A 22,550-nucleotide genomic window follows, 5' to 3' on the forward strand; every position below is an offset into this window, starting at 1 on the left:
ATGACAGACATGCCCTTTCCACCGGGCGCGTTTTCCATACTGGTTGTTGATGATGACGCGATATTTTGTGACCTGGTTCTAGCTGATCTGGTTAGCAAACACCTCACGGTGGTTGCCTGCCATACGCTGGAGGATGCAAAAGAAGCCGTATCCAGGCACCATTTCGATATCACGATTATCGATAACCACCTGCCCGACGGTGAAGGCGCCGCTCTGATCCCCTTTCTGCAACGAGCAGGGCTTAAACCCTATATTTTAATGGTTTCTGCCGACGAAGACGTTAGCAGCATAGCCAAAAGTTTCGCCTCTGGTGTTCATGACTACCTGGTTAAGCCAGTCAGCATCAGTATGCTGTGGGAAAAAATTCGCAACCTGATGTCGTTCAAAAAAGCCAACATTGAACTGGCAAACAAGAACCGTTTACTCACCCAGTTTATCGATGAAAAATCACAGGAAGAAGCGCTCGCTCAGCACGTTTATGACAACATGGCGACTGCCCAAAACAGCCTGCCAGGATACGTTGATGTAAAAAGCGAACCCATGACCACTTTCAGTGGTGACACGATTTTTTGCCCCTCAACCCCGACGGGTAAAGTACAGATTTTTCTCGCCGATGCCATGGGGCACGGACTGGCAGCGGCCATTTGTATTTTGCCATTGATTTCCATAGCCAGGGCAATGGCGTCAAAAGGCAAAGCGCTGGATGAAATTTTTCACGAAATCAATCGCAAGCTCTATTTTGAAATACCCGATGACCGCTTCATTGCCGTATTGGGACTGGAAATTTGCCCCTACACTGAAACAGTGCACGTCATCAACGCTGGGTTACCCGACATACTGTGCAGTATGCAAAGCGGTGATCTGTTGCGATTCAAGTCACGCTCAATGCCATTGGGGATAATGAGCCCGGAGGACTTCAGCGTGACCGCTGAACAAATCAGTTTGCCAACCGTCAGTCAGATCGCCCTGTTTTCTGACGGCTTGATTGAGCAAACAAATGCCGAAGGGCAAGCCTTAACGCTAAACCGCCTCATTGAGCAGGCAGAAGCACTCGCCAGCGAAGGCCAGAGTCTGATTCAGCTAATGGATATCTGTGTTTCACATGCCCAGGGAAGACCAATTGAAGACGACATCACATTGTGTGTCATCGACGGCCAGACACTCCGGGAAGAACTGGCCTCAAATGAAGTATCCGTTAGCGAGAATTTTGGTGAACTGGACTACCGTTTTCAGTTAAATGGCCAGGCCATTGTGCGGGTTGATGTACTCAGCCAGGTGATGTTCATTTTACAAAATGCAGAGCTACCAAAGTCGCTGTGTCAGAAGACGTTTACGGTGCTTGCTGAGTTAGTTAATAACGCTGTAGACCACGGCATACTTCAGATTGACTCGTCTTTAAAAAACGATATCGAGGGCTTTTCTGCCTATTTAAGTCTTAGAGATGAGCGGATAGCGCAATTACAGGAAAATGATCAAATAAATATTCACATTTACACAAACTCTACTACGTTTATAGAAGTGACCGTAGAGGACTCGGGACCCGGCTTTTGCCGGACTGACGTTTCAGAACAACAACAGACCCTGAGTGGCAGAGGGCTCGCATTGCTTGATGCATTGTGTGAATCAGTAGAAAGAAACGCGAAAGGCAATCTCACGACTATCTCATTAGTTAGGAATTAATAGATTATGGGTAAAAAGATACTAATTGTTGATGATTCGATGTCGATTCGGCAAATGGTTGAAGTAACACTGAAAGGGGCGGGCTACGATGTAGAAACCGCTGCAGATGGCAAGATCGCGCTCGATAAGTGCCAAACCAACCGTTACGACTTTGTGCTGACAGACCAGAACATGCCGAATATGGACGGCATCACGTTAATTAAATCTCTGCGGGGCATGGCGAGCTATAAAGCCGTACCAATTATTGTCCTTACAACCGAAGCAGGTGATGCCTTAAAGGCGCAGGGTAAGGCAGCAGGCGCAACGGGCTGGATGGTTAAGCCTTTTGATCCTTCCAAGTTACTCGCAATCGCGTCCAAAGTGCTGGGGTAATCGTCATGTCAGTGGATATGAATCAATTTCATACCGTGTTTTTTGAAGAGAGTACTGAGCATCTTCAAACCATGGAAGAGTTATTGCTGAATATCTCTACTGACGCTCCTGATCCAGAAGATTTAAACAGTATTTTCCGTGCCGCGCATTCTATTAAAGGTGGTAGTGGCATTTTCGGGTTTGACGCTCTGACCGGGCTCACTCATGTCATGGAAACGATTCTGGATAAAGCGCGAAACAACGAACTGGACCTGACGACAGACATTGTTGATGTGTTACTCGCTACTACCGATACGCTGGGTGTCATTATCCAGTGTTACCAGGACGAAAGCGACATAGACTGGCAGCAAATCGAAGAGGGTAAAGCCAATTTAGAAGCCATATTAAATGAAGATACTGGCGGTTCTGATGACACGCCGGCAGCCACTACAGAAGAAGAGGATGGGTTCGGATTTTTCGATGACGAACCGTCAGAGCAGGTATCTGCTGCAAGCGCCAATAGCGCAGAAACCACAGAAAGCAGTGACGACGACAGCTTTGGCTTCTTCGACGATGCGCCAGGCAGCGAGGAAGTAACAAATACCGCTACTGTTGAGTCAAAAGAGGCGTCGACTGACGATGATGGTTTTGGCTTTTTTACTGAACCAACAACTGCGCAAGCCATCCCGGATGACGAGGCATTTGGCTTTTTTACCGACGAACCCAAAGCCCCACCCGCAAAAGCGAAACCGGTAACCAAGAAACCAGTTAAACCCGCTGCCAAACAAAGCGCAGCAAAAGACACCGGTTCTATTCGGGTCGACACGGTGAAAATAGACAACGTCGTAAATTTAGTTGGTGAAATGGTTATCACCCAGTCTATTTTGTCGATGATAGGCCAGGAAGTAGACGGCAACTCAGGTGAAAAGCTCAACGCTACGCTGGAAGAGTTATCCAGAAATATTCGGGAAATCCAGGAAGCCACCATGTCGATGCGTATGATTCACGTATCCTTTGTGTTCAACCGCTTCCCCCGTTTGGTGCGCGACCTGGCGAAAACACTGAATAAGAAAATTGACCTTGTTATTGAAGGCGGCGAAACAGAAGTCGACAAGAGCATGATTGAGAAGCTCGCCGATCCGCTTACGCACCTGGTCAGAAACAGCCTCGATCACGGCATTGAGCCGTTAGAAAAACGCCTGGCGGCAGGAAAACCTGAAGTCGGCACCGTGATCCTCAAAGCAGAACAACGCGGCGGCAGCATTGTGATCAGTATTCAGGATGACGGCGGTGGCCTGAACCGCGACAAGATCCTGGAAAAAGCCATCAGTAATGGCTTAGACGTCGATGAATCCATGCCTGACGAAGCAGTTTGGCAACTTATTTTCGCACCGGGCTTCTCTACCGCTGATGCTGTCACCGACGTATCCGGTCGCGGGGTAGGAATGGACGTGGTTCGCAAGAATATCGAAGCAATCCAGGGGTCAATCGAAATAAGCTCAACGGCCGGACAAGGTTCGACCTTCACGATAAAACTGCCCTTAACGCTGGCCATTATCGACGGTCTGTGTGTGTCGGTTGCCGATGAAACCTACATTATTCCGCTACTCAACATCATTGAGTCTTTGCAACCTACCACCGAACAAATCAAAACGCTGGCAAACGACAATGTCTTGTGGAGCCGGGATGCCTACTGGCCGCTCGTATCCCTGCACCAGCAGATGTGTATCCCCGGTAAGCCCAAACCGCTCTCCGAGTCGATTATTGTGTTGGTGGAAGTAGGTAAGAAACGTTACGGCATTATCGTTGACCAACTGCTAGGCAAACAACAGGTCGTCATCAAAAGCCTTGAGCGTCACTACCGCAAAGTCGACGGAATATCGGGCGCCACCATTATGGGTGATGGCAAGGTCGCTATGATTATCGATGTCGATAATCTCGCAAAAACTGAACAATTGAGCCAAGTGGGGTAATCCGGATGGAATCAGTCTCATCACAGGAAAAATTACTCGCCGCCTCCGTCGGTGAAAGCAAGGAATACCTGACCTTCATGCTCGGCGAAGAGCAGTACGGACTCGCCATTATCCAGGTGAAAGAAATTCGCGGCTACGAGCCCGTTACCAAAATAGCCAATGCGCCAGACTTTATTAAAGGCGTGATTAATTTGCGCGGCGACATCGTTCCCATCGTCGACTTGCGCGTCAAGTTTAAGGTCAGCGAAGCGACCTACAATGAATTTACTATTGTCATCATGCTCAATGTACAGGATCGCATTGTTGGCATAGTAGTCGATAGCGTTTCTGACGTTATCAATGTCACAGAAGAGGAAGTACATCCGCCACCTGAGTTTGGGGTTGCCTTTGACAGCCGTTATTTGGACGGCTTGGCCAGTGTGGATGATGGTTTAGTTATTCTGGTCAACATCGAGCGCCTGATTACCAGTGAGGAAATCGGCATATTCGACAGCATGAATCAGCAGAACGAGGGCTCTGTATGAACTTACGTGAACTATTTGGGGGCAGCAGCACCCCGGAACCCAAAGCACCGGCGTTTTATGAAATCGCCCTGGATGCTATTACCTCAGGTGTAATGGTCGCCGATAAAAACCGGAACATTATTTACGCCAACCCTGCGGTTTACAATCTGCTGAAACATTACGAAGAAGAGATCCGCACCGTGCTGCCCCACTTTTCGGCAGACAACCTGGTGGGCCAGAACATTGACCAGTTCCACAAGAACCCTGGCCACCAGCGCAGAATTCTTGCCGAACTTACCGCCCCGATGGAGTCATCGATCGTGGTGGGCGATGTTAACTTTGACTTAAAGCTCACTCCCCTGCTGGACGCACAAGGCAATGCCGACGGCGCCATCGTAGAATGGGTAGATAAAACCGAGTTTAATCTGTCGTCGAATAAACTGGCAGCGCTCGACCGCAGCCAGGGCGTTATAGAATTTCGCCCCACCGGCGAAATTGTCAGTGCTAACGACAACTTCCTGACCCTCATGGGCTACGATTTAAGCGAAATCGCGGGTAAACACCACAGAATGTTTGTCGCCCCCGACTACGCACAGTCTCCCGAATACAAAGACTTCTGGGCTAAACTGGCCAAAGGTGAATTTGAAAGCGGCGAATACCTGCGTTACGACAAAGCGGGTAACGAGGTGTGGATTCAGGCATCCTACAACCCGGTTACAGCGAGTAACGGCAAAGTCACCCGGGTAGTAAAATACGCCGTCGACATTACCGCAGAAAAAATGAAAAACGCCTATTTCTCTGGTCAAATCGATGCGATCAACCAGTCTCAGGCCGTTATTGAATTCGAACCTTCTGGAAAAATCCTGCAGGCCAACGACAACTTTCTGAATACCGTGGGTTACACCCTGAAGGAAATTCAGGGCAAGCATCACAGTATGTTTGTGGATCCGGCCCAACGTTCCAGCAGTGAATACCGTTTGTTCTGGGAACAACTGGCCGAAGGACAGTTTCAGTCTGGTGAATTCCACCGAATCGGCAACGGCGGTAAGGAAGTGTGGATTCAAGCCACGTACAACCCCATCTTCGACCACAATGGCAGAGTATTCAAAGTGGTTAAATACGCCACGGATATCACCGGGCGTAAGATGGCGGTGAATGATATTTGCGAAATCATGTTATCGCTGTCGAAGGGTAACCTCACCTCCAAACTAGAGCGTGAATACGAGGGCGAATTTAAACAATTGGCAGAGTCAGTGAATGAGTTCGTGTCAAACCTGACAAACATCATTCACGAGATCCGCTCTGGCTCAGAAACGATCAACAATGCGTCAGCTGAAATTGCCAAAGGTAATACAGACCTTTCAACCCGCACTGAACAACAGGCCTCGAGTCTGGAAGAAACTGCGTCGAGTATGGAAGAGCTCACCAGTACTGTTCAGTTGAATGCCGACAATGCCAAACAGGCAAATGGACTGGCATCAGAAGCGTCCAGAGTGGCTATTGACGGCGGTAAGTTGATTGAGCAGGTCGTTGGTACCATGGCCGACATTAATCAGTCTGCCAAGAAAATTGAAGACATCATTGGCGTTATCGACGGCATTGCGTTCCAAACCAATATTCTGGCACTTAACGCCGCCGTAGAGGCTGCCAGAGCAGGGGAGCAGGGCCGCGGATTTGCAGTTGTAGCGTCTGAGGTAAGAACCCTCGCCCAGCGCTCAGCAAACGCCGCCAAAGACATTAAAGATTTGATATCAGACTCTGTAACTAAGGTAGAAAGCGGTAACGAGCTGGTGAACGAGTCAGGCAAAACCATGCAGGAAATTGTAACTGCTATTCAGCGGGTAAATGACATCATGTCTGAAATCGCATCCGCGTCAGCAGAGCAGGCCAGTGGTATTGACGAGATCAACAAAGCAGTAACGCAAATGGATGAAATGACCCAGCAGAATGCCGCGTTGGTAGAGGAAGCCGCAGCAGCCGCCGAAAGTATGAGCTCGCAGGCGTCGCAATTGATTTCACGGGTTAACTTCTTTGAATTGGGTCATGTTCAGGAGATAGCGCCTGCGCCACCCATGGCCCCGGCAACACCGCCTGCAAAGCCAAAGGTCTCGGCTAAAGCACTGGCCGCCGCCCCTAAGAAGTCACTGCAGGCATCGCACCCAGACGATGACGAGTGGGAGAGCTTTTAAGCACTGACTGCGGGAGAAACGCATGGACAGGCCTTTCGCGTACAGTAATAAAGAGTTCGAGGCTGTTCGCCAGAAAATACGTCAGTTGACGGGCATTAATCTGGCCGATAGCAAAGACAGCATGGTGTACAGCCGCCTATCCCGGCGGCTGCGTGCCCTTGGACACCAGTCGTTCCAGCAATACCTGGCATTTCTGGATACCAATAAGGCGGAAACCGAGCACTTTATAAACGCCCTTACCACTAATCTGACCTCATTTTTCAGAGAAGCCCATCACTTCGACGCGCTGGCGTCGTTTCTCGAGACGCACCCGGAATCGTTAACTATTTGGTGCGCCGCCTCCAGCAGTGGTGAGGAGCCCTATTCCATTGCCATGACCTGTGCTGAGGCACGTGGTTCGCTGAAACACAATATCACCATTCTGGCTTCTGATATCGACAGTAAAATGCTGGATAAAGCCACTGCGGGTGTCTACCCTCTGGCGCAGGTAGAGAAGCTGAGCCTGGCAAGACGCAAACAATTTTTCCACAAAGGTAAAGCAGCAAACGCAGGACAGGCCAGAGTGATCCCTGAACTGCGACATGCTGTCCGGTTTTTTCAGCAAAACCTGTTGCATAATCACTACAAAGTAAAGGCAGGTGTCGATATCATTTTCTGCCGCAATGTCATGATTTACTTCGACAAACCCACACAGGAAGTGATTCTGAAACGCATGCTGGCACTACTCAAGCCAAACGGCTGGTATATAGCAGGGCACTCCGAAAATTTTTCACACCTGGCACATCTGATGCGTCCGATGGGTAAAACCATCTATCAGGTCGTGTAAGGGGCTCACTTTGTCAACACTGCCTGTATTGCCCATTCCCAATCGGTATTTTGATCGCCATTTTGACCGTGACGCGGTCAAAATACTGCCGGGTGAATACTTCGCAACCCGTGAGCCTACGATGATTGTAACCGTGCTGGGTTCCTGTGTTTCCGTGTGTTTGCGTGACCCGGTAACCAACATCGGTGGCATGAATCACTTTTTGTTACCCAGTGAAGACATGGCCCCCGCCGGCAATTTGAATGCGTCGGCCCGTTATGGTTCTTTCGCCATGGAGCTGTTGATTAACGAACTCTTAAAGCTGGGAGCATCGAAGAGCCGTTTAGAAGCGAAAGTGTTTGGTGGTGGCAATGTGTTACAGGGCATTACCATCAATAATGTAGGCGAGCGCAATAGCGAGTTTGTGTTGGATTATTTGCAAATTGAAAAGATCCCAATTCTGGCCAGGGATTTACTCGGTCCTTACCCCAGAAAAGTGTACTTCTTCCCCGATACCGGCGAAGTAAGAGTAAGAAAAATCAAAATTATGCATAACAACACTATACTTGATCGTGAGAGTGAGTACCGCATGCGTATCAAGGACAGTCCCGTTGCGGGTGATGTCGATTTTTTTGAGTAAGTACTATGAGTATATCCGTTTTAGTTGTAGATGACTCCGCCCTGATCCGTTCACTGATGACGCAAATTATTTCGTCTCATCCTCAACTACGGCTGGTTGGCACCGCGCCCGACGCCTACGTAGCGAAAGAGATGGTGAAGAAATTTAATCCAGATGTCATTACGCTGGATATCGAAATGCCCAAAGTAGACGGGCTCACGTTCCTGGACCGCCTTATGAAGGCCAAACCCACTCCGGTTGTGATGATTTCAACGCTGACAGAAAAAGGCGCCGACGCCACCATGTTGGCGTTAGAGTTAGGGGCTATCGATTTTATTCCCAAGCCTAAAATTGATGTACAGGCAAAGTTCATGGCATTTCAGGAAACGGTGACCAGCAAAATTATTGCTGCGGCCAGTGCCAAGGTAACCAAACGCACGGCCAATGAAGCGGTGAGTCAGACTCAACTGAGCTACACAGGTACAGAGCTCATTGTGGGTGTTGGAGCTAGTACAGGCGGAACCGAAGCCATTAAAGATCTTTTGATCCGTCTGCCCGCGTCCTACCCAGCCATAGTAATGACACAACACATGCCACCCGGGTTTACCAGCAGCTTTGCTAAACGCCTAAACGGCATGTGCGCGTTAACCGTAAAAGAAGCGCAGCATAACGAACGTCTGCTACCCGGCCATGCTTACCTTGCACCTGGTGACCAACACTTGAGTGTTATTAAGTACGGTGCAGACTACCGCACACAACTGAGTGACGGCGAACGCGTAAGCGGGCATAAGCCATCTGTTGATGTGTTATTTCACAGTCTGGCCAAAGCCGTCGGTCAGAATGCATTTGGCGTCATACTAACCGGCATGGGCAGAGACGGGGCAGAAGGCATGCAGGCAATGCACGAACAAGGCGCCAAAACCTTTGCCCAGGATGAGCAAAGTTGCGTTGTATACGGTATGCCAAAAGAGGCCGTGAAGCGCGGCGGGGTGGACCAATCCTTACCTATCCCCGACATTGCCAACGCGTTAACTGACGCGATTCGGGCAAAAGCAAAAGGCAACCGCTACTAAAAATCGAGTAAACCACGACGCAAACCCTGTGCTTCGCCCTATTTGTGAAGGCAAGTTTGCGCCGATTTCCCCTGATTAGACCAGTATTTTGCTGCTAAATAATGATTATTCTCTATAATTGCTGACTAACTTAGTAAAAGTCGGATTTGAACGCGTTTTAGGTGTTAATTTTTTTGCTTTTTCTGTATAACTAGCAAGTACACCGAAAATAGACGCAAGATTGCTGCAAGTTTAATGAAAATACTATTAATAAATGGCCCGAACCTGAATTTGTTAGGTAAGCGGGAACCAGAAACTTACGGTTACACGACGCTGTCAGAGATTGTGTCGTCACTTACCGGGTATGCCAAATCAAAAAACGTTGAGCTGTTACACTTTCAATCAAACGCAGAAGGCGAACTGATTGAGCGTATTCACAGCGCAATGGGCGATGTGGATGCCATCATTATTAATCCTGCAGCTTACACCCATACCAGTGTCGCTTTGCGTGATGCACTGCTGGGCGTCAACATTCCTTTCATTGAAGTGCACTTGTCGAACGTGCATGCCAGAGAGGCTTTCCGACACCATTCATATTTCTCCGATATCGCTGCGGGCGTAATAGTAGGCTTTGGTGCCAAAGGCTATTATTTCGCTGTGGACGCGGCAGTCGATATGCTGAACAAACAAAACTAAAGAGACAGATTATGGATATTAGAAAGATTAAAAAACTGATCGAGCTGGTCGAAGAATCAGGTATTGCCGAACTGGAAATCACCGAAGGTGAAGAGTCTGTACGCATCCACCGTGGTAGCTCACAAGCTGCTGCGCCTATTCATTACAGTGCACCTGTTGCGGCACCAGCAGCGCCTGTTGCTCCAGCCGCGGCTGCACCTGCTCCGGCGGCGGAAGCTGAGCCTGCTGCACCAGCTGGCCACACGGTAAAATCGCCTATGGTAGGTACTTTCTACCGCGCATCCTCACCTACTGCGAAAGAATTCGTACAAGTAGGTCAGAGCGTTAACGTTGGCGATACCCTGTGTATCGTTGAAGCCATGAAGATGATGAACCAAATTGAGTCTGACAAAGCCGGTGTTGTTAAAGCCATTCTGGTAGAAAACCAGGAAGCGGTAGAATTTGATCAGCCACTTTTCATTATCGAATAAGCGGTAGTCAGGCATGGATAAAGTACTCATAGCTAACCGTGGCGAAATTGCGCTACGGATCCTACGAGCGTGTAAAGAGCTCGGGATCAAGACGGTTGCCGTGCACTCCACGGCAGACAGAAACCTTAAACACGTACTGCTGGCTGACGAGTCAATCTGTATTGGTGGTGCTTCGGCAACAGAAAGTTACCTGAACATACCTCGCATCATCGCAGCCGCAGAAGTCACCAACGCCATTGCGATTCACCCGGGTTACGGGTTCCTGGCAGAGAATGCCGAATTCGCAGACGCGGTAGAAAAAAGCGGGTTTATCTTCATTGGACCCAAAGCGGATACCATTAACCTGATGGGTGACAAGGTATCGGCAATCAACGCCATGAAGAAAGCCGGCGTACCTTGTGTACCCGGTTCAGATGGCCCGCTGACTGCGGATGAAGAACGCAATAAAGCGATTGCTAAACGCATTGGCTATCCGATCATTGTAAAAGCTGCCGGTGGCGGTGGTGGTCGTGGTATGCGCGTAGTTCGCAGCGAAGCGGAATTAGTTAAGTCTATTGAAACCACTAAAGCAGAAGCGGGCGCAGCGTTTGGCAACGACGTGGTTTACATGGAAAAATTCCTCGAAAACCCACGCCACGTAGAGATTCAGGTTCTGGCCGATGGTCAGGGTAACGCTATTCACTTGGGTGAGCGCGACTGCTCTATGCAACGTCGTCACCAGAAAGTGGTAGAAGAAGCACCTGCACCAGGTATCTCTGAGCAAATGCGTAACAAGATCGGTGATCGCTGCCGCAAAGCCTGTATTGAAATTGGCTATCGCGGCGCGGGAACCTTTGAGTTCCTGTATGAAAACGGCGAATTCTATTTCATTGAAATGAACACCCGTATTCAGGTTGAACACCCGGTTTCAGAAATGATCACCGGTGTGGATTTGGTAAAAGAGCAACTGCGTATTGCCGCTGGCCAGCCTTTGTCGATTGACCAGTCACAAATCCAAATCCGCGGCCACGCCATTGAATGTCGTATTAACGCAGAAGATCCAAACAACTTCATTCCAAGCCCGGGTAAGATCAATATGTTCCACTCGCCGGGTGGACTGGGTGTACGTTGGGATTCGCATATTTACGCTGGCTATACTGTGCCGCCGTATTACGACTCCATGATTGGCAAGCTGATCACTTATGGCGAAAGCCGTGATGAGGCGATTGCGCGTATGCGTCACGCACTGGACGAACTGGTCGTAGATGGCATCAAAACCAACGTGCCACTTCAGCAGCGTATTATGGCAGATGAGAACTTCTACGCGGGTGGAACAAATATCCACTACCTCGAGAAGAAGCTGGGTTTAAGCTAGCACTCTCTGCGTCAAAGATTTAAGGGCCTGTTCAGGCCCTTTTTTTATGTCTGTAGATAACACAAACGGCTTTTATTCTATTTTTCCAATCAGGCTGATTAATAATATTAATTATCACTTCGATTTTTTTCTCACTATATTTGAACCAAGAGATTAAACTTAAGTCTAATCTCTCATTCAGGCGCTAATTGCATTATGTGACCCATGCTCGGACGCGACTGAATACCTTTATCCAAAGGTACTTCTCCACTTGTTTGGCCGGCACATTGCCGGCTTTTTTCTTGCTGTAACTTTTGCGCAGCCCTTTGTTTTTACGTACACTCATGTCATTCAGCCCTTATGTGTACACCCAGTTTGAACACAGCGACTTTCAGGCAAACCGCACAAAAATGTTTGTATATTTGTATTGTACTGACCAGTTGGCCATTGCAGTCGAATCCGGTTTACGATCACCGAATTGATGTTCAGGTGCGGTATGACAATCGGTCGAACCGCGACGATAGAGTACAGTACCGAGTGAGGTATTACCCCCAAATCACGTTTAGTGATAAGTGGAGCCTGAATAGTTTTATTGTTACTGGCGATGACTTTGCTTCCAGTCACAATACCTTTGGTGAGTCAGACTCACAGGAATTCGCAGTTCGCCGACTGTATTTACGCCGTACTTTGCAGCAGGGAAAAGTAGAGCTTGGCGTTATACCCACTTACAAAGGACGCGTATCAGCAACCGGATTATCGAAAGACGGTTGGATCCAGGGACTTCGCTACGTAACCAGTGTTAGGCCAGGCCATCAGCTGGAGTTCGTGGCTGGCAGCCTCAATGACACCGACCCGAATCGTGCTCTGTCTCTAAGGGACAGCTCAGACTATTTCGAACTGGAATATTCAGCTTCACTCACCAAGCAACATGCCGTTGAATTTGGCATTGAACGCATCACTGCTGGCAATTACGCTCGTGCAGAGTGGCGGTATTCCTCAAGCGACACACAAACCTGGAATTTCGAATACGTACGCAGGCTGGATGATGCACAAAATAAAGTGGTCGTTGGCACAGAAACGGAACTCGCAATTAACGGCTACAACCTGGATATCTATGCTTACTATGCCTACGTTAGTGAAGAGTTTGGTTTCCGGGCAGAACTTACTGAAGATTATTTAGGCACCGGACACGGTGGTTCACTGGCCATAAGTGGCGATATCGGTTTAGCCGATTTGGACTGGTTTTCTCGGATTGATGTAGTGGATAGCACCAAACGCTTGCTTGTTGGGCTCAAAAGGAAGTTTTAATAAGGACGTTTTCGTATGGTGTTGAGTGATGCAGGTAAAGGAATATTGTTGTGTTTGCTAATGAGCTTTTACCAGCAGGCTCAGGCCAATGAAACGCCTAACAACACTTGTGGTTTCAGTGAAGCCGCCTGGGCGCTGGCATCGCTTATAATTGAAGATGAAGCCCAACAGCGTGCACAAATTCAATGTCATCCTCTACTGGCACAAGCAGCTGAAGACAAGGCTAGGATCATGGCGGACTACGGTATGGTACGGCACAATTTAGGTTGAAGCCGTTGCCGGAGGCTATTCAACTCCCAGCTCTGTAAGGAAAGCGTTCAAACAGTCCACGGCACATCGCCAACACTTACTTGGTGAATTGGATTTTTATCGGGAATAATAATATATCGGGGTAGGGTTCTTTAAGGATAACAACGCGCCACATGTGGAGTATTGGACAGTCTACTTAACAAAAGCGTCCAGTGACTCCGATGTACCCGCTTTCGACTACATTCCGCAGAAAGGGGTCTTTTTTATCAGAGAGCCTGAAGTGGCCATACAGGTTTTCGAAGACACAACGGCGAATAAATAGAGACGTATCTATGACAATGGTCCCACATACTGCTCAAATGCGGGACCTTGTGCAGAGTCATTCAGAATTACTTCGCAGTGACTTGCGTAATCAACTGACCAGTGTACTCACCACTCGTGATGTAGCGATTAATGCTAGTGACGTTGTCACCGTATTGTTCTACAAACTCAACAATCGGCATACCGTTACATTCCACGTTACGAGCTACATAGTTACGCGTCAGGCCAAAATCTTTAATGGTTTTGTGTAACTTCAATTTCTTTCCTGATGCTGCCACAACACATATTTCACTGGTTACCGCGTCATCAGCAGCAACCAATTTGGTTTCAGCCTGTGCGAAGCCCATACCAGCAACACTAACACCAACAATCATTAATACTTTTGCAATAGCTTTCATCGTTTTTTCCTTTATATCCATTTAACGGGGGAGTCCCTTTAGCCAGAGCAACCACAGTGCCAACTTTTATTAATGTTAGTTATCAACTATTTAAACAAAAATACAAAGAAGACGGCGTTGAACAAAAACAGATCAAAACCAAAAAATGGCTAATTTGACCAAAATTTAGCATTGGCATTTCACGAGGGACAAGTGAAGAAAGTTAAAGAGGAATGTCTAGGGCGGAACACCCAAAAAAAAGGCCCACAAAGATGTGGGCCAAACAGCAAGAACGCGTACACACTTTCAACAGTGCATACTTAGTATGGTCAGGGAGTACAAATAGATCAAAAAATAATTTACTTATTATAATAATTTTTTAGTTTGTATGTATTATTCGCAATGTTGCAAATCAGAATAACTCGTATTATCGAACATTCACCGGCTTTGTTAGCCTTCTCCCTGAATGATTTTCAGTAATTCTGCGGCGGCAAGTGCATCGTCTAATGCTCTGTGGTGATTATCCAGCCGTATACCGAAATGCCGAGTTAACGCTTTTAACGAATAAGACGCCAAACCGGATTGGTGTTGTCGCATTCTTGCACACGTACACAGTTTGGGTCTGCGGAAAGGTCGAGCTAAACGCGCGAACTCTTGTTTAATAAACCCATAGTCAAAATTCACATTGTGGGCAACAAACACACAGCCGCGAGTAAACGCATCAATATCGTCAGCAACGGCTTCAAACGGGGGTGCGTCGACGACCATATCATCACTGATGCCTGTTAACTGAGTAATGCGATACGGAATATGACGCATAGGATTGATCAAGCTCTGCCAACGGGCGACTTCTTCGCCGTTGATCATCTTTACCATGCCCACTTCGGTAATACGGTGCTGTGGCCCCTGACCGCCCGTGGTTTCAATATCGACCACAACATAGGGCTGCATAGGATCCTGATACCAGTTCACCTGGGTTATGCCTACATTGAAGCCTGTTTGTTTTAAGCGCTGTATCGTCACCAGTTGATTGCGACGAAGCTGATCCCCCGGCGCCTTTATTTCCTCAAACCACAGGGTATCGTTTTCAATCACCATGATATCCGGAAAACCATCACGAAGATTGGCGTAATCCTGGGTCATCATGCGCAGGAAGTTCGCCAGCCCCTGAATATCAACGTATTGCAAAAAGGTATGTATAGTATCCAGCAACCCCTGACGCCACATAAACACACTGTTTACCTTGCCGTAATGTGTGGTGGCTTGTTTCAGCAAATACGGGTAAAGCGTGTCAGGGCTATTACAGTACTCAGCTAAATGCGCATCGATGTGTTCACCACAACGCGCGTAAAAATCGTTATGCCTCAACACCTGCGGACGGCGGTCAAATTCGCTGACCAGTCCAAACTCTCCATGTAACCAGTCCCAAAAGAATAATCCGAACAAGGTTCGCCATAGCGTGTTTTCGGTACGAAACGCTTGTTTATTCTCCCTGAGGTGTGTTTCTACTACGCCATTCTCGACATCCTGAATATAAGATTCATCCAGAGAAATTACCCGGGTTGCCTCGCGAAGCATATCGGTGAGTACCGACGTGCGTTTACTGCCAAACTTGCGCTGGTAAAAATCTTCAGCAAAGGCCAGCAATGTGTCGGACGACGGATCATCGATAATCGCTTCAAGAGCCTCCTTTGCGGCGTCTTTATTGCCAGCTTTATAGGTTTCTCGTATCCACTTTTCCCTGGCATTGTCGCTGCCTGCCAGCTTCAGATACCCGAGCGCTTTGTGGTTATCTTCGGAAAGCCAGAACTGGCCCATTGCAAATAACAATCTGTCACGGTAATCATGACCAATAGCACAGTAGACCGGCTTATCGACAACCGGATCAAAGTTGCGTTTTTGTTCGGTGTTCATCGACTTGAACTGCTGTAAGGCATTGGCGTAGTGATACGCGTTCACAGCAGCTTCGCGATGCTCAAAACGCGCGCTGTCGGTGATGGCATCCTGCCGGGTTCGCATTACGCCCAGATCACGCATGGAGAACTGATTCAGTCGTCCTCGGGTATGGCCAAAATACAAAAATAACAAGAACCGCAGAACAGCATCAAACTCGCAAAACAGGTATTGCGAATCCAGCTCGCCGGACTCGGTGATAGCGCCCTTTGAATAAGCCTCAGTAAAGGTGTCCACCAGCACATTTTTCGACGCAGAGGCGGGCATCTTTATGCCATTTTCTAACAATAACTGATGCAAATGAGGCTTCGTGAGTACCTGCGAAATAGCGTAAGCACCGCCGTTTAAAACACCGCTAAACCAGTTTAGTTGTTGCAGTAAAAACAACGTATCGATAGGCGCCTGGATTTCCTGATACTGAAAGGTTTTCACCACCACAACGGCATATTTTCGACTGGCCGCTCTTGCAACAATGCACTGCGCGTTATCATCCAAGGCCTTAAAGCGATCAATAAAATCGAGGGCCTCATCGGTTAATAACACCCGATTCGCACCGTCAAAAAAGCTCAGAAATTCGTGAAAATGATCCAGATAGTACCGCTCTGGCAGTGTTTTACGCATTGTTGTGTCCGCTAGCTACTAACATGTATAAATATACAGCAGTTTATGGTTAGCGACAAACCCTGACTTTTTGGCGGCTTACCCAGGCAAAATGCGCAGACAAAGTTGGGTCGCTAAGCAACAGTGGAAGGGTATTTAATTGCTTTGCCAATACCATTTCATTGTAGAACTTGTGAATGCCATTGTGGCACTGCCGGCAAACCATCACACCTGCCGCTAACTCCGCTTTGCTGTAGTGCTTTTTAAAGTGAGGCCGCCTGTGCATTTTACGCGGAATAAGGTGATGGAACGTCAGATATGTGGTTCTTCCACAACAGGCACAGGTATCGGCTTTTTGTTTCTTCACTTTTTTGCAATCCAACCTTTTTGCTGAGACGTAATTACACTACGAATAAACACGTTACGGGGGTCAGCATGAGTTTAACCAACGCCACCACCTTTGAATGCCCATATTGCATGACGATTAACGATTTGGAAGTTGACGAAATGTACGACATCGATCAAACCCAAATTGTAGACTGCCAAATTTGCTGTCAGCCTATTGTCGTCACCGTCTCCAAAGTTGACGGTGAGATTTCTGTGCAAGCCGACGTTGAGAATGAATAAACCATAAGGCGCAATTTTGAACCAGATTTATACCAGCGAAACCATTAACGATATGCCGCAGCGTTATCGTGCAAACTTCATTAACAGTCTGTCGGGCTACAAAAGTGCTAATCTCATTGGTACCTGTAATGGCAGTCGTCACACCAACCTGGCCATTGTGACCTCGGTTTTTCACGTGGGTGCCAACCCGCCACTTATGGGTATGCTGATGCGACCCCACACAGTCACTCGCGACACCCTGGAAAATATCAAGGAACAGGGTTATTTCACAATAAATGCAGTACCAGTAAACCTTTACGCACAAGCGCATCAGACTTCAGCAAGGTATACGCCCGAACAAAGCGAATTTGATCACTGCGGCTTCACCTCGCATTGGCAAGATGATTTTGCTGCACCTTTTGTGGCAGAGAGTCCCATGGCGATTGGGTTGCGATTAGAAACTATCCAAAAAATTGAGGCCAACCAGACAGAACTGGTAATCGGTCGGATAGAGCGCGTCTTACTGCGCGAACAAGCCGTTGAGGAAGACGGGACAATAGACATCAGTCAGTTATCGTTAGCCTGCGTCAGCGGCTTAGATACGTATCACCAGGCTTCTGGCATAGCAAAAATGGCGTATGCAAAACCTGATAAAGCGCCAACCGCGCTGAAATTGTTTAATACAGATCAATAGTTGGCAGTTTTGTCCTTGGTAGATCCAAAAAAGACGCGTATAAGTAATAATAGTTAAAATAATAACAATGAACTGACCCGTGCTTTTGTACCCTAAAACCTGCCGCTGGCAGGTTTTGTCGTTTTAGGCACTGAATAAAAAAGAATCATTCTCGTTTACAAGCTGGAGTAAGTTTTTATGAAATCTGTCAACCGTCGCGACTTTCTTAAGCTGTCAGGCACGACTCTCATTGGAATGACATTAGGTGGCGTTGCACTGCGCGCCAATGCTCAGGAACACCTAAGTGAAGATGACGCAACCGCGAAAGCGTTAAAATATGTCAGTCAATCTACTGTAGAAGGTTCACAGTGTGGTAATTGTATGTACGTGCAAGGTGATGCAGCCGCTGAGTGGCGCCCTTGTGCAATTTTCCCAGGCAAACAAGTTAACACCAATGGCTGGTGTAGTGCGTGGGTGAAAAAGCCTGGCTAAAGGCGATGAACAACGAAAAAGCGGCTATCCAGCCGCTTTTTTTATGTTTAATTGTTACTGTGGTGATGTCACACCACTAAGCGATGGTGCGTCAAAGCGAGTGGAGTAAAAACCCGGCGTTAAACGGAAAGGAGCAGCAGTTTCAACGGCTTTACCGACGCCCAGCACAATGGCGTCGTCCCACTGACCTCCAATAATGCTAATACCCACCGGCAAATCCCTTACTGCCCCCATAGGGATAGTTAAGTGAGGGTATCCCGCAATCGCCGCCATAAAGCCGATGCCCGCAAAGCCGTTAGGCGCATTGTCGCCATAAACAGGGTCGATAATAAAGGCAGGATTATTTGACGGTGCGATCAGCACATCCACATTGTACTGAGACAGGAGTTTATCTATGCCCTCGTCTCGCGTTGCGGTTCTGACCGTGTTTAGCGCAGCAGCATAGCGTTCGTCTTCAATGCCGCCGGTTTCTTCCGCCGCTATGAAAATAGACTGGTCAAACAGTGCCATTTCCCGCTTGGATGAACGGTTAAACCCAATTAACTCCGTTAAGTTTGATACAGGCAGATTCGCCGGACTAGACAACAGATAGTGATTCAACGACGTTTTAAACTCAGCAAGTAACACTAAATACGCCTGAGACCAAAACCCGTCGGGCTGTGAATGCTCGTTAATTTCCACTAATTCAGCACCCGCGGACGCCAACTTGTCGAGGGTATCATCAAACACTGCAATCACTTGTTGGTCGTCGCCTTGACGCCATCTGACCACACCCACCCGAAGACCAGACAAGCTAACTTCAGTCTCTGCAAGCGAGGCGGAGCTGGGGCGATCTGCAAACACAGTTGCGTCATCACCTTTATCTTCACTGGCCATCACAGATACCATCAGTGCCGCATCCTCAACACTTCTTACCATAGGGCCAGCCGTATCCTGCGTATGCGAAATTGGCACAATATGGCGACGGGACACCAGCCCAACCGTTGGCTTAAAGCCAACAATACCGTTCATGGAAGACGGGCAAATAATAGAACCGTTGGTTTCAGTGCCCACCGCCAACGAAGCAAGCCCTGCAGCAATAGCCGCACCAGATCCCGAGGACGAGCCACAGGCTGTACGACTCAAAATATGTGGATTTCTAGTCAGTCCACCCACCGCACTCCAGCCACTGGTAGATTGTTCAGAACGAAAGTTTGCCCATTCCGACAAATTGGTTTTACCCAAAATAACAGCACCAGCATTGCGCAGATTCTCGGCTAGCGGAGAATCCCGGAACGTCTCATTTTTCAGTAATGCGACCGACCCGGCCGTCGTGGGTAACTCCTTTGACTCAATATTGTCTTTAAGCAGTACCGCAAGACCGTGCAGAGGGCCGAGGATTTCACCGCGTGCCCGTTTCGCATCAAGCGCTCTGGCTTCCTCAAGCGCATTGGGGTTTACAGACAAAACACTGTTAATCCCTGGTCCGCTTTTATCAATTGACGCAATACGGTCGAGGTACCCGGCAACTAACGCTTCGGACGTCAGAGCTCCCTCTTCCATGAGCTGCAGTTGTTCAGTTGCCGTAGCAGACAGCCACTGCGGCTCTTCTTTTTTTTCTGTCGATGTGGCGCATGCTGAAAGCATACTCACCACTAAAATTAGCCCGCTTATTCTCATTGTCTTTCTCTTTTCTTGTACGGAAATTTATCTTATACCATCCCCTCAAACGCGCAATCCTTATTGGGATGATGAGGGTTTATTGGTAGACTAACGCCTGTCGCCGGGTGGCGACCTGTTTTATAGATAGTTTTCTATGGAGTGGATTACTATTTCCTCACTATCCGGCCCAAATGAGAAACAATATGCCCTGGCTACAACTTCGAATTGATACTTCTGCAGAACTGGCTGAACAGGTTGGCAACATGCTCGATGCCAATGGCGCTCAGGCCGTAACCTTTGTTGACGCCAAAGATACGCCCATGTACGAACCCAAGCCGGGGGAAGTCATGTTGTGGCCGGATACCCAGGTTGTCGGTTTATACGATGCCAGTGACGATATGCCCGCTATTATTAAACGTCTTGAAAAAGCCAGGATCTTGGGCGAAGGCTTTAAATATCGTCTTGAGCCACTGGAAGATAAAGATTGGGAACGCGAATGGATGGATAATTTCCACCCTATGCAGTTTGGCAACCGGTTGTGGATCTGCCCAAGCTGGCGGGATATCCCCGATCCAAACGCGGTAAACGTATTGCTTGATCCGGGTCTGGCGTTTGGTACCGGCACGCACCCTACCACCGCCATGTGTTTACGTTGGCTCGACGGTATCGATGTGGAAGGCAAAACCGTGGTCGATTTTGGCTGTGGCTCCGGCATTCTGGCCATTGCAGCATTAAAGCTGGGCGCAAAAAAGGTCATTGGTATCGACATTGACCCTCAGGCTTTGCAAGCGTCTATGGATAATGCCCAACGCAACCAGGTAGACGACCGATTGTCAGTGTATTTACCGGAAAACCAACCCACACTGCAAGCCGATATCGTGATGGCCAATATCCTCTCCGGACCACTTATTGAACTACAGAATGTGATTACCGGCTACTGTAAGCCCGGTGGTTTATTAGTGCTTTCTGGTATATTGGCTGAACAAATTCCACGCATCGAGGCCGCCTACGGCCGCGACTTCAATTTAGACGAAAGTGTAACAGATCAAGAATGGGCGCGGGTTTCAGGGCAACGACAGTCATAATCTTTAAGATTCTGTAAAATTAATGCAAGCAGTTCGGTGTAATCGCGCCGTAACCCCGTTGACACAAAATTGAAATCTTTTTGTCAAGACTAAGAACACAAATTTTGTGTGATTTTTAGCCTTTTCAAGCCCAAAGAAAACGCGTACACTTAGCGCCCCGTTTCGGACAGGTGGTTATTTTCTGCGCAGAGTTTGAGTGTTATTTATGCGAATTGGTCAGTACACGCTAGACAACAACTTAATGCTTGCGCCTATGGCTGGTGTCACGGACAGGCCGTTCAGGCAACTGTGTCGACGGCTGGGTGCGGGACTTGCTGTGTCAGAAATGCTCAGCAGTAATCCACGGGTATGGCATACCGCCAAATCCATGTTACGCATGGATCACAGCGGTGAGACCGGGGTACGTTCGGTACAAATTGCAGGGGCAGATCCTGCATTAATGGCTGACGCAGCCCGACTCAATGTCGATAACGGTGCACAAATCATCGATATCAACATGGGATGCCCGGCCAAAAAGGTCAATAAGAAACACGCTGGATCAGCACTGTTACAGTACCCTGATTTAGTGGAGTCGATTGTTAAAGCCGTGGTAGACGCCGTGGATGTACCGGTCACATTAAAAATAAGAACCGGTTGGAACACAGATAATCGCAATGGGGTCGACATCGCCCGCATTGCACAAGAAAACGGCATACAGTCTCTGGCCGTACATGGACGCACCAGAGCTTGTATGTATAAAGGTGAAGCCGAATACAACACGATCCGCGCAATTAAGCAGGCCGTGTCTATTCCGGTTGTGGCCAATGGCGACATTACTTCACCACAAAAAGCCAGGGACGTACTGAATTATACCGGGGCCGATGCATTAATGATTGGCCGTGGTGCACAAGGTAACCCTTGGATTTTCAGAGAAGTTGACCACTTCCTGAAAACCGGTGACCTCCTGGCACCGCCGTCGTTGCAGGAGCAACATGCGGTATTAAAGGAACACGTGGCAGCTGTTCATGACTTTTATGGTGATGAGCAAGGTGTCCGTATCGCCCGCAAACACGTGGGGTGGTATTTATCGGAACACGATAAGGAACGTCAATTCCGCAAAACGTTTAATGCACTGGAGCTAACCTGTGAACAGCTTAGTGCCATTGACGACTATTTTAGCGCGCTGCAATCTGGTGAGAGCCGACAGATCTCCCCGGCAGCTTAAGACTGATTAACAAAAGAGCAAGAAAGTATTATGTTCGATCAAAATGTAACTTCTCCTTTTACTACTACAGTAACAACACCGTCGCAAACTCAGGCACAAAAGCCTCTGCGCGATTCAGTTAAGCAAGCGGTAAACAAATACCTGAAGCAACTGGACAACACTAACATCGACAATCTGTATGAATTGGTGTTAGCGGAAGTCGAAGCCCCTTTATTGGAAGAAGTTATGACTTTCACCCGCGGTAACCAGACTCGCGCTGCCATCATGATGGGCATCAACCGCGGCACGCTGCGCAAGAAATTAAAGCAGTATGGTATGAACTAAGACTGCACTGGGCTTAGCCCAACAAAGAGCACCTTCTGGTGCTCTT

Annotated in this window: 23 protein-coding genes; 19 read left to right on the forward strand and 4 right to left on the reverse strand. The window is 48.2% G+C overall.

From position 1 onward, the window contains the following. From BUB81_RS02800 to BUB81_RS02860, 13 genes are all read left to right on the forward strand, one after another. Nucleotides 1–1,680 (forward strand): ATP-binding SpoIIE family protein phosphatase, encoded by a 1,680-nt coding sequence (locus BUB81_RS02800; protein WP_073317836.1) that lies wholly within the window; start codon nt 1–3, stop codon nt 1,678–1,680. Between the two features lie 6 nt (nt 1,681–1,686). Then, nucleotides 1,687–2,052: a response regulator gene (locus BUB81_RS02805; RefSeq protein WP_073317839.1), complete on the forward strand. Its 366-nt coding sequence runs from the start codon at nt 1,687–1,689 to the stop codon at nt 2,050–2,052. Between the two features lie 5 nt (nt 2,053–2,057). Beyond that, the gene (locus tag BUB81_RS02810) at nt 2,058–4,004 is read left to right on the forward strand and encodes a chemotaxis protein CheA (protein WP_073317842.1); all 1,947 of its coding nucleotides are present in this window, start codon (nt 2,058–2,060) and stop codon (nt 4,002–4,004) included. Between the two features lie 5 nt (nt 4,005–4,009). After that, nucleotides 4,010–4,528 carry a chemotaxis protein CheW gene (locus BUB81_RS02815; RefSeq protein ID WP_073317846.1) on the forward strand — a complete coding sequence of 173 codons (519 nt, stop codon included), beginning with the start codon at nt 4,010–4,012 and terminating at the stop codon, nt 4,526–4,528. Then, complete coding sequence (locus tag BUB81_RS22455) at nt 4,525–6,696, forward strand: methyl-accepting chemotaxis protein (protein WP_073317849.1); 2,172 nt, start codon at nt 4,525–4,527, stop codon at nt 6,694–6,696. Before BUB81_RS02815 ends, BUB81_RS22455 begins: the two co-directional genes overlap by 4 nt. Nucleotides 6,697–6,718: 22 nt before the next feature. Beyond that, the gene (locus BUB81_RS02825; protein WP_073317852.1) at nt 6,719–7,522 is read left to right on the forward strand and encodes a CheR family methyltransferase; all 804 of its coding nucleotides are present in this window, start codon (nt 6,719–6,721) and stop codon (nt 7,520–7,522) included. Between the two features lie 10 nt (nt 7,523–7,532). Further along, a complete protein-coding gene (gene cheD / locus BUB81_RS02830; protein WP_073317855.1) occupies nt 7,533–8,141 on the forward strand; it encodes a chemoreceptor glutamine deamidase CheD in 609 nt (202 codons plus the stop codon). A gap of 5 nt (nt 8,142–8,146) precedes the next feature. After that, nucleotides 8,147–9,193, forward strand: a complete 1,047-nt coding sequence (locus tag BUB81_RS02835) for a protein-glutamate methylesterase/protein-glutamine glutaminase (RefSeq protein WP_073317858.1) — start codon at nt 8,147–8,149, stop codon at nt 9,191–9,193. A gap of 234 nt (nt 9,194–9,427) precedes the next feature. Then, the gene (aroQ, locus tag BUB81_RS02840) at nt 9,428–9,868 is read left to right on the forward strand and encodes a type II 3-dehydroquinate dehydratase (RefSeq protein WP_073317861.1); all 441 of its coding nucleotides are present in this window, start codon (nt 9,428–9,430) and stop codon (nt 9,866–9,868) included. A gap of 11 nt (nt 9,869–9,879) precedes the next feature. Continuing rightward, nucleotides 9,880–10,338 carry an acetyl-CoA carboxylase biotin carboxyl carrier protein gene (accB, locus tag BUB81_RS02845; protein WP_073317864.1) on the forward strand — a complete coding sequence of 153 codons (459 nt, stop codon included), beginning with the start codon at nt 9,880–9,882 and terminating at the stop codon, nt 10,336–10,338. Between the two features lie 13 nt (nt 10,339–10,351). Beyond that, nucleotides 10,352–11,692, forward strand: coding sequence for an acetyl-CoA carboxylase biotin carboxylase subunit (gene accC, locus BUB81_RS02850; RefSeq protein ID WP_073317867.1), 1,341 nt, complete (start codon nt 10,352–10,354; stop codon nt 11,690–11,692). Between the two features lie 393 nt (nt 11,693–12,085). Then, a complete protein-coding gene (locus BUB81_RS02855) occupies nt 12,086–12,979 on the forward strand; it encodes a hypothetical protein (RefSeq protein ID WP_084526158.1) in 894 nt (297 codons plus the stop codon). 15 nt (nt 12,980–12,994) lie between these two features. After that, nucleotides 12,995–13,249: a hypothetical protein gene (locus BUB81_RS02860; RefSeq protein ID WP_073317874.1), complete on the forward strand. Its 255-nt coding sequence runs from the start codon at nt 12,995–12,997 to the stop codon at nt 13,247–13,249. A gap of 368 nt (nt 13,250–13,617) precedes the next feature. On the opposite strand, the gene BUB81_RS02865 is transcribed toward BUB81_RS02860, so the two are convergent. The 3 genes from BUB81_RS02865 to BUB81_RS02875 all read right to left on the reverse strand — a co-directional run bounded on the left by BUB81_RS02865 (nt 13,618) and on the right by BUB81_RS02875 (nt 16,846). Beyond that, nucleotides 13,618–13,947, reverse strand: a complete 330-nt coding sequence (locus tag BUB81_RS02865; protein WP_073317878.1) for a DUF3718 domain-containing protein — start codon at nt 13,945–13,947, stop codon at nt 13,618–13,620. Nucleotides 13,948–14,376: 429 nt separating this feature from the next. Then, nucleotides 14,377–16,500: an exonuclease domain-containing protein gene (locus tag BUB81_RS02870; RefSeq protein ID WP_073317882.1), complete on the reverse strand. Its 2,124-nt coding sequence runs from the start codon at nt 16,498–16,500 to the stop codon at nt 14,377–14,379. 49 nt (nt 16,501–16,549) lie between these two features. Beyond that, entirely contained in the window at nt 16,550–16,846 is a 297-nt protein-coding gene (locus tag BUB81_RS02875) for an HNH endonuclease (RefSeq protein ID WP_073318684.1), read from the reverse strand. A gap of 68 nt (nt 16,847–16,914) precedes the next feature. On the opposite strand from BUB81_RS02875, the gene BUB81_RS02880 reads away from it, so the two are divergent. The 3 genes from BUB81_RS02880 to BUB81_RS02890 all read left to right on the forward strand — a co-directional run bounded on the left by BUB81_RS02880 (nt 16,915) and on the right by BUB81_RS02890 (nt 18,250). Then, complete coding sequence (locus BUB81_RS02880; protein ID WP_073317885.1) at nt 16,915–17,106, forward strand: zinc ribbon domain-containing protein; 192 nt, start codon at nt 16,915–16,917, stop codon at nt 17,104–17,106. Nucleotides 17,107–17,122: 16 nt separating this feature from the next. After that, a complete protein-coding gene (locus BUB81_RS02885; protein WP_342742585.1) occupies nt 17,123–17,779 on the forward strand; it encodes a flavin reductase family protein in 657 nt (218 codons plus the stop codon). Between the two features lie 177 nt (nt 17,780–17,956). Next, nucleotides 17,957–18,250: a high-potential iron-sulfur protein gene (locus BUB81_RS02890; RefSeq protein ID WP_073317888.1), complete on the forward strand. Its 294-nt coding sequence runs from the start codon at nt 17,957–17,959 to the stop codon at nt 18,248–18,250. 54 nt (nt 18,251–18,304) lie between these two features. On the opposite strand, the gene BUB81_RS02895 is transcribed toward BUB81_RS02890, so the two are convergent. Next, nucleotides 18,305–19,909, reverse strand: a complete 1,605-nt coding sequence (locus BUB81_RS02895) for an amidase (protein ID WP_073317891.1) — start codon at nt 19,907–19,909, stop codon at nt 18,305–18,307. A 185-nt stretch (nt 19,910–20,094) separates the two neighbouring features. On the opposite strand from BUB81_RS02895, the gene prmA reads away from it, so the two are divergent. The 3 genes from prmA (at nt 20,095) to fis (ending at nt 22,504) form a co-directional block, all read left to right on the forward strand. Then, on the forward strand, nt 20,095–20,976 hold the full coding sequence (prmA, locus tag BUB81_RS02900) for a 50S ribosomal protein L11 methyltransferase (protein ID WP_073318690.1): 882 nt from the start codon (nt 20,095–20,097) through the stop codon (nt 20,974–20,976). A gap of 205 nt (nt 20,977–21,181) precedes the next feature. Then, entirely contained in the window at nt 21,182–22,180 is a 999-nt protein-coding gene (dusB, locus tag BUB81_RS02905) for a tRNA dihydrouridine synthase DusB (RefSeq protein WP_073317894.1), read from the forward strand. Nucleotides 22,181–22,210: 30 nt separating this feature from the next. Continuing rightward, nucleotides 22,211–22,504 carry a DNA-binding transcriptional regulator Fis gene (gene fis / locus BUB81_RS02910; RefSeq protein WP_073317897.1) on the forward strand — a complete coding sequence of 98 codons (294 nt, stop codon included), beginning with the start codon at nt 22,211–22,213 and terminating at the stop codon, nt 22,502–22,504. Nucleotides 22,505–22,550: the final 46 nt, after the last annotated feature.

The sequence above is a fragment of the Marisediminitalea aggregata genome (genome assembly GCF_900129565.1).
GTDB lineage: Bacteria > Pseudomonadota > Gammaproteobacteria > Enterobacterales > Alteromonadaceae > Alteromonas > Alteromonas aggregata.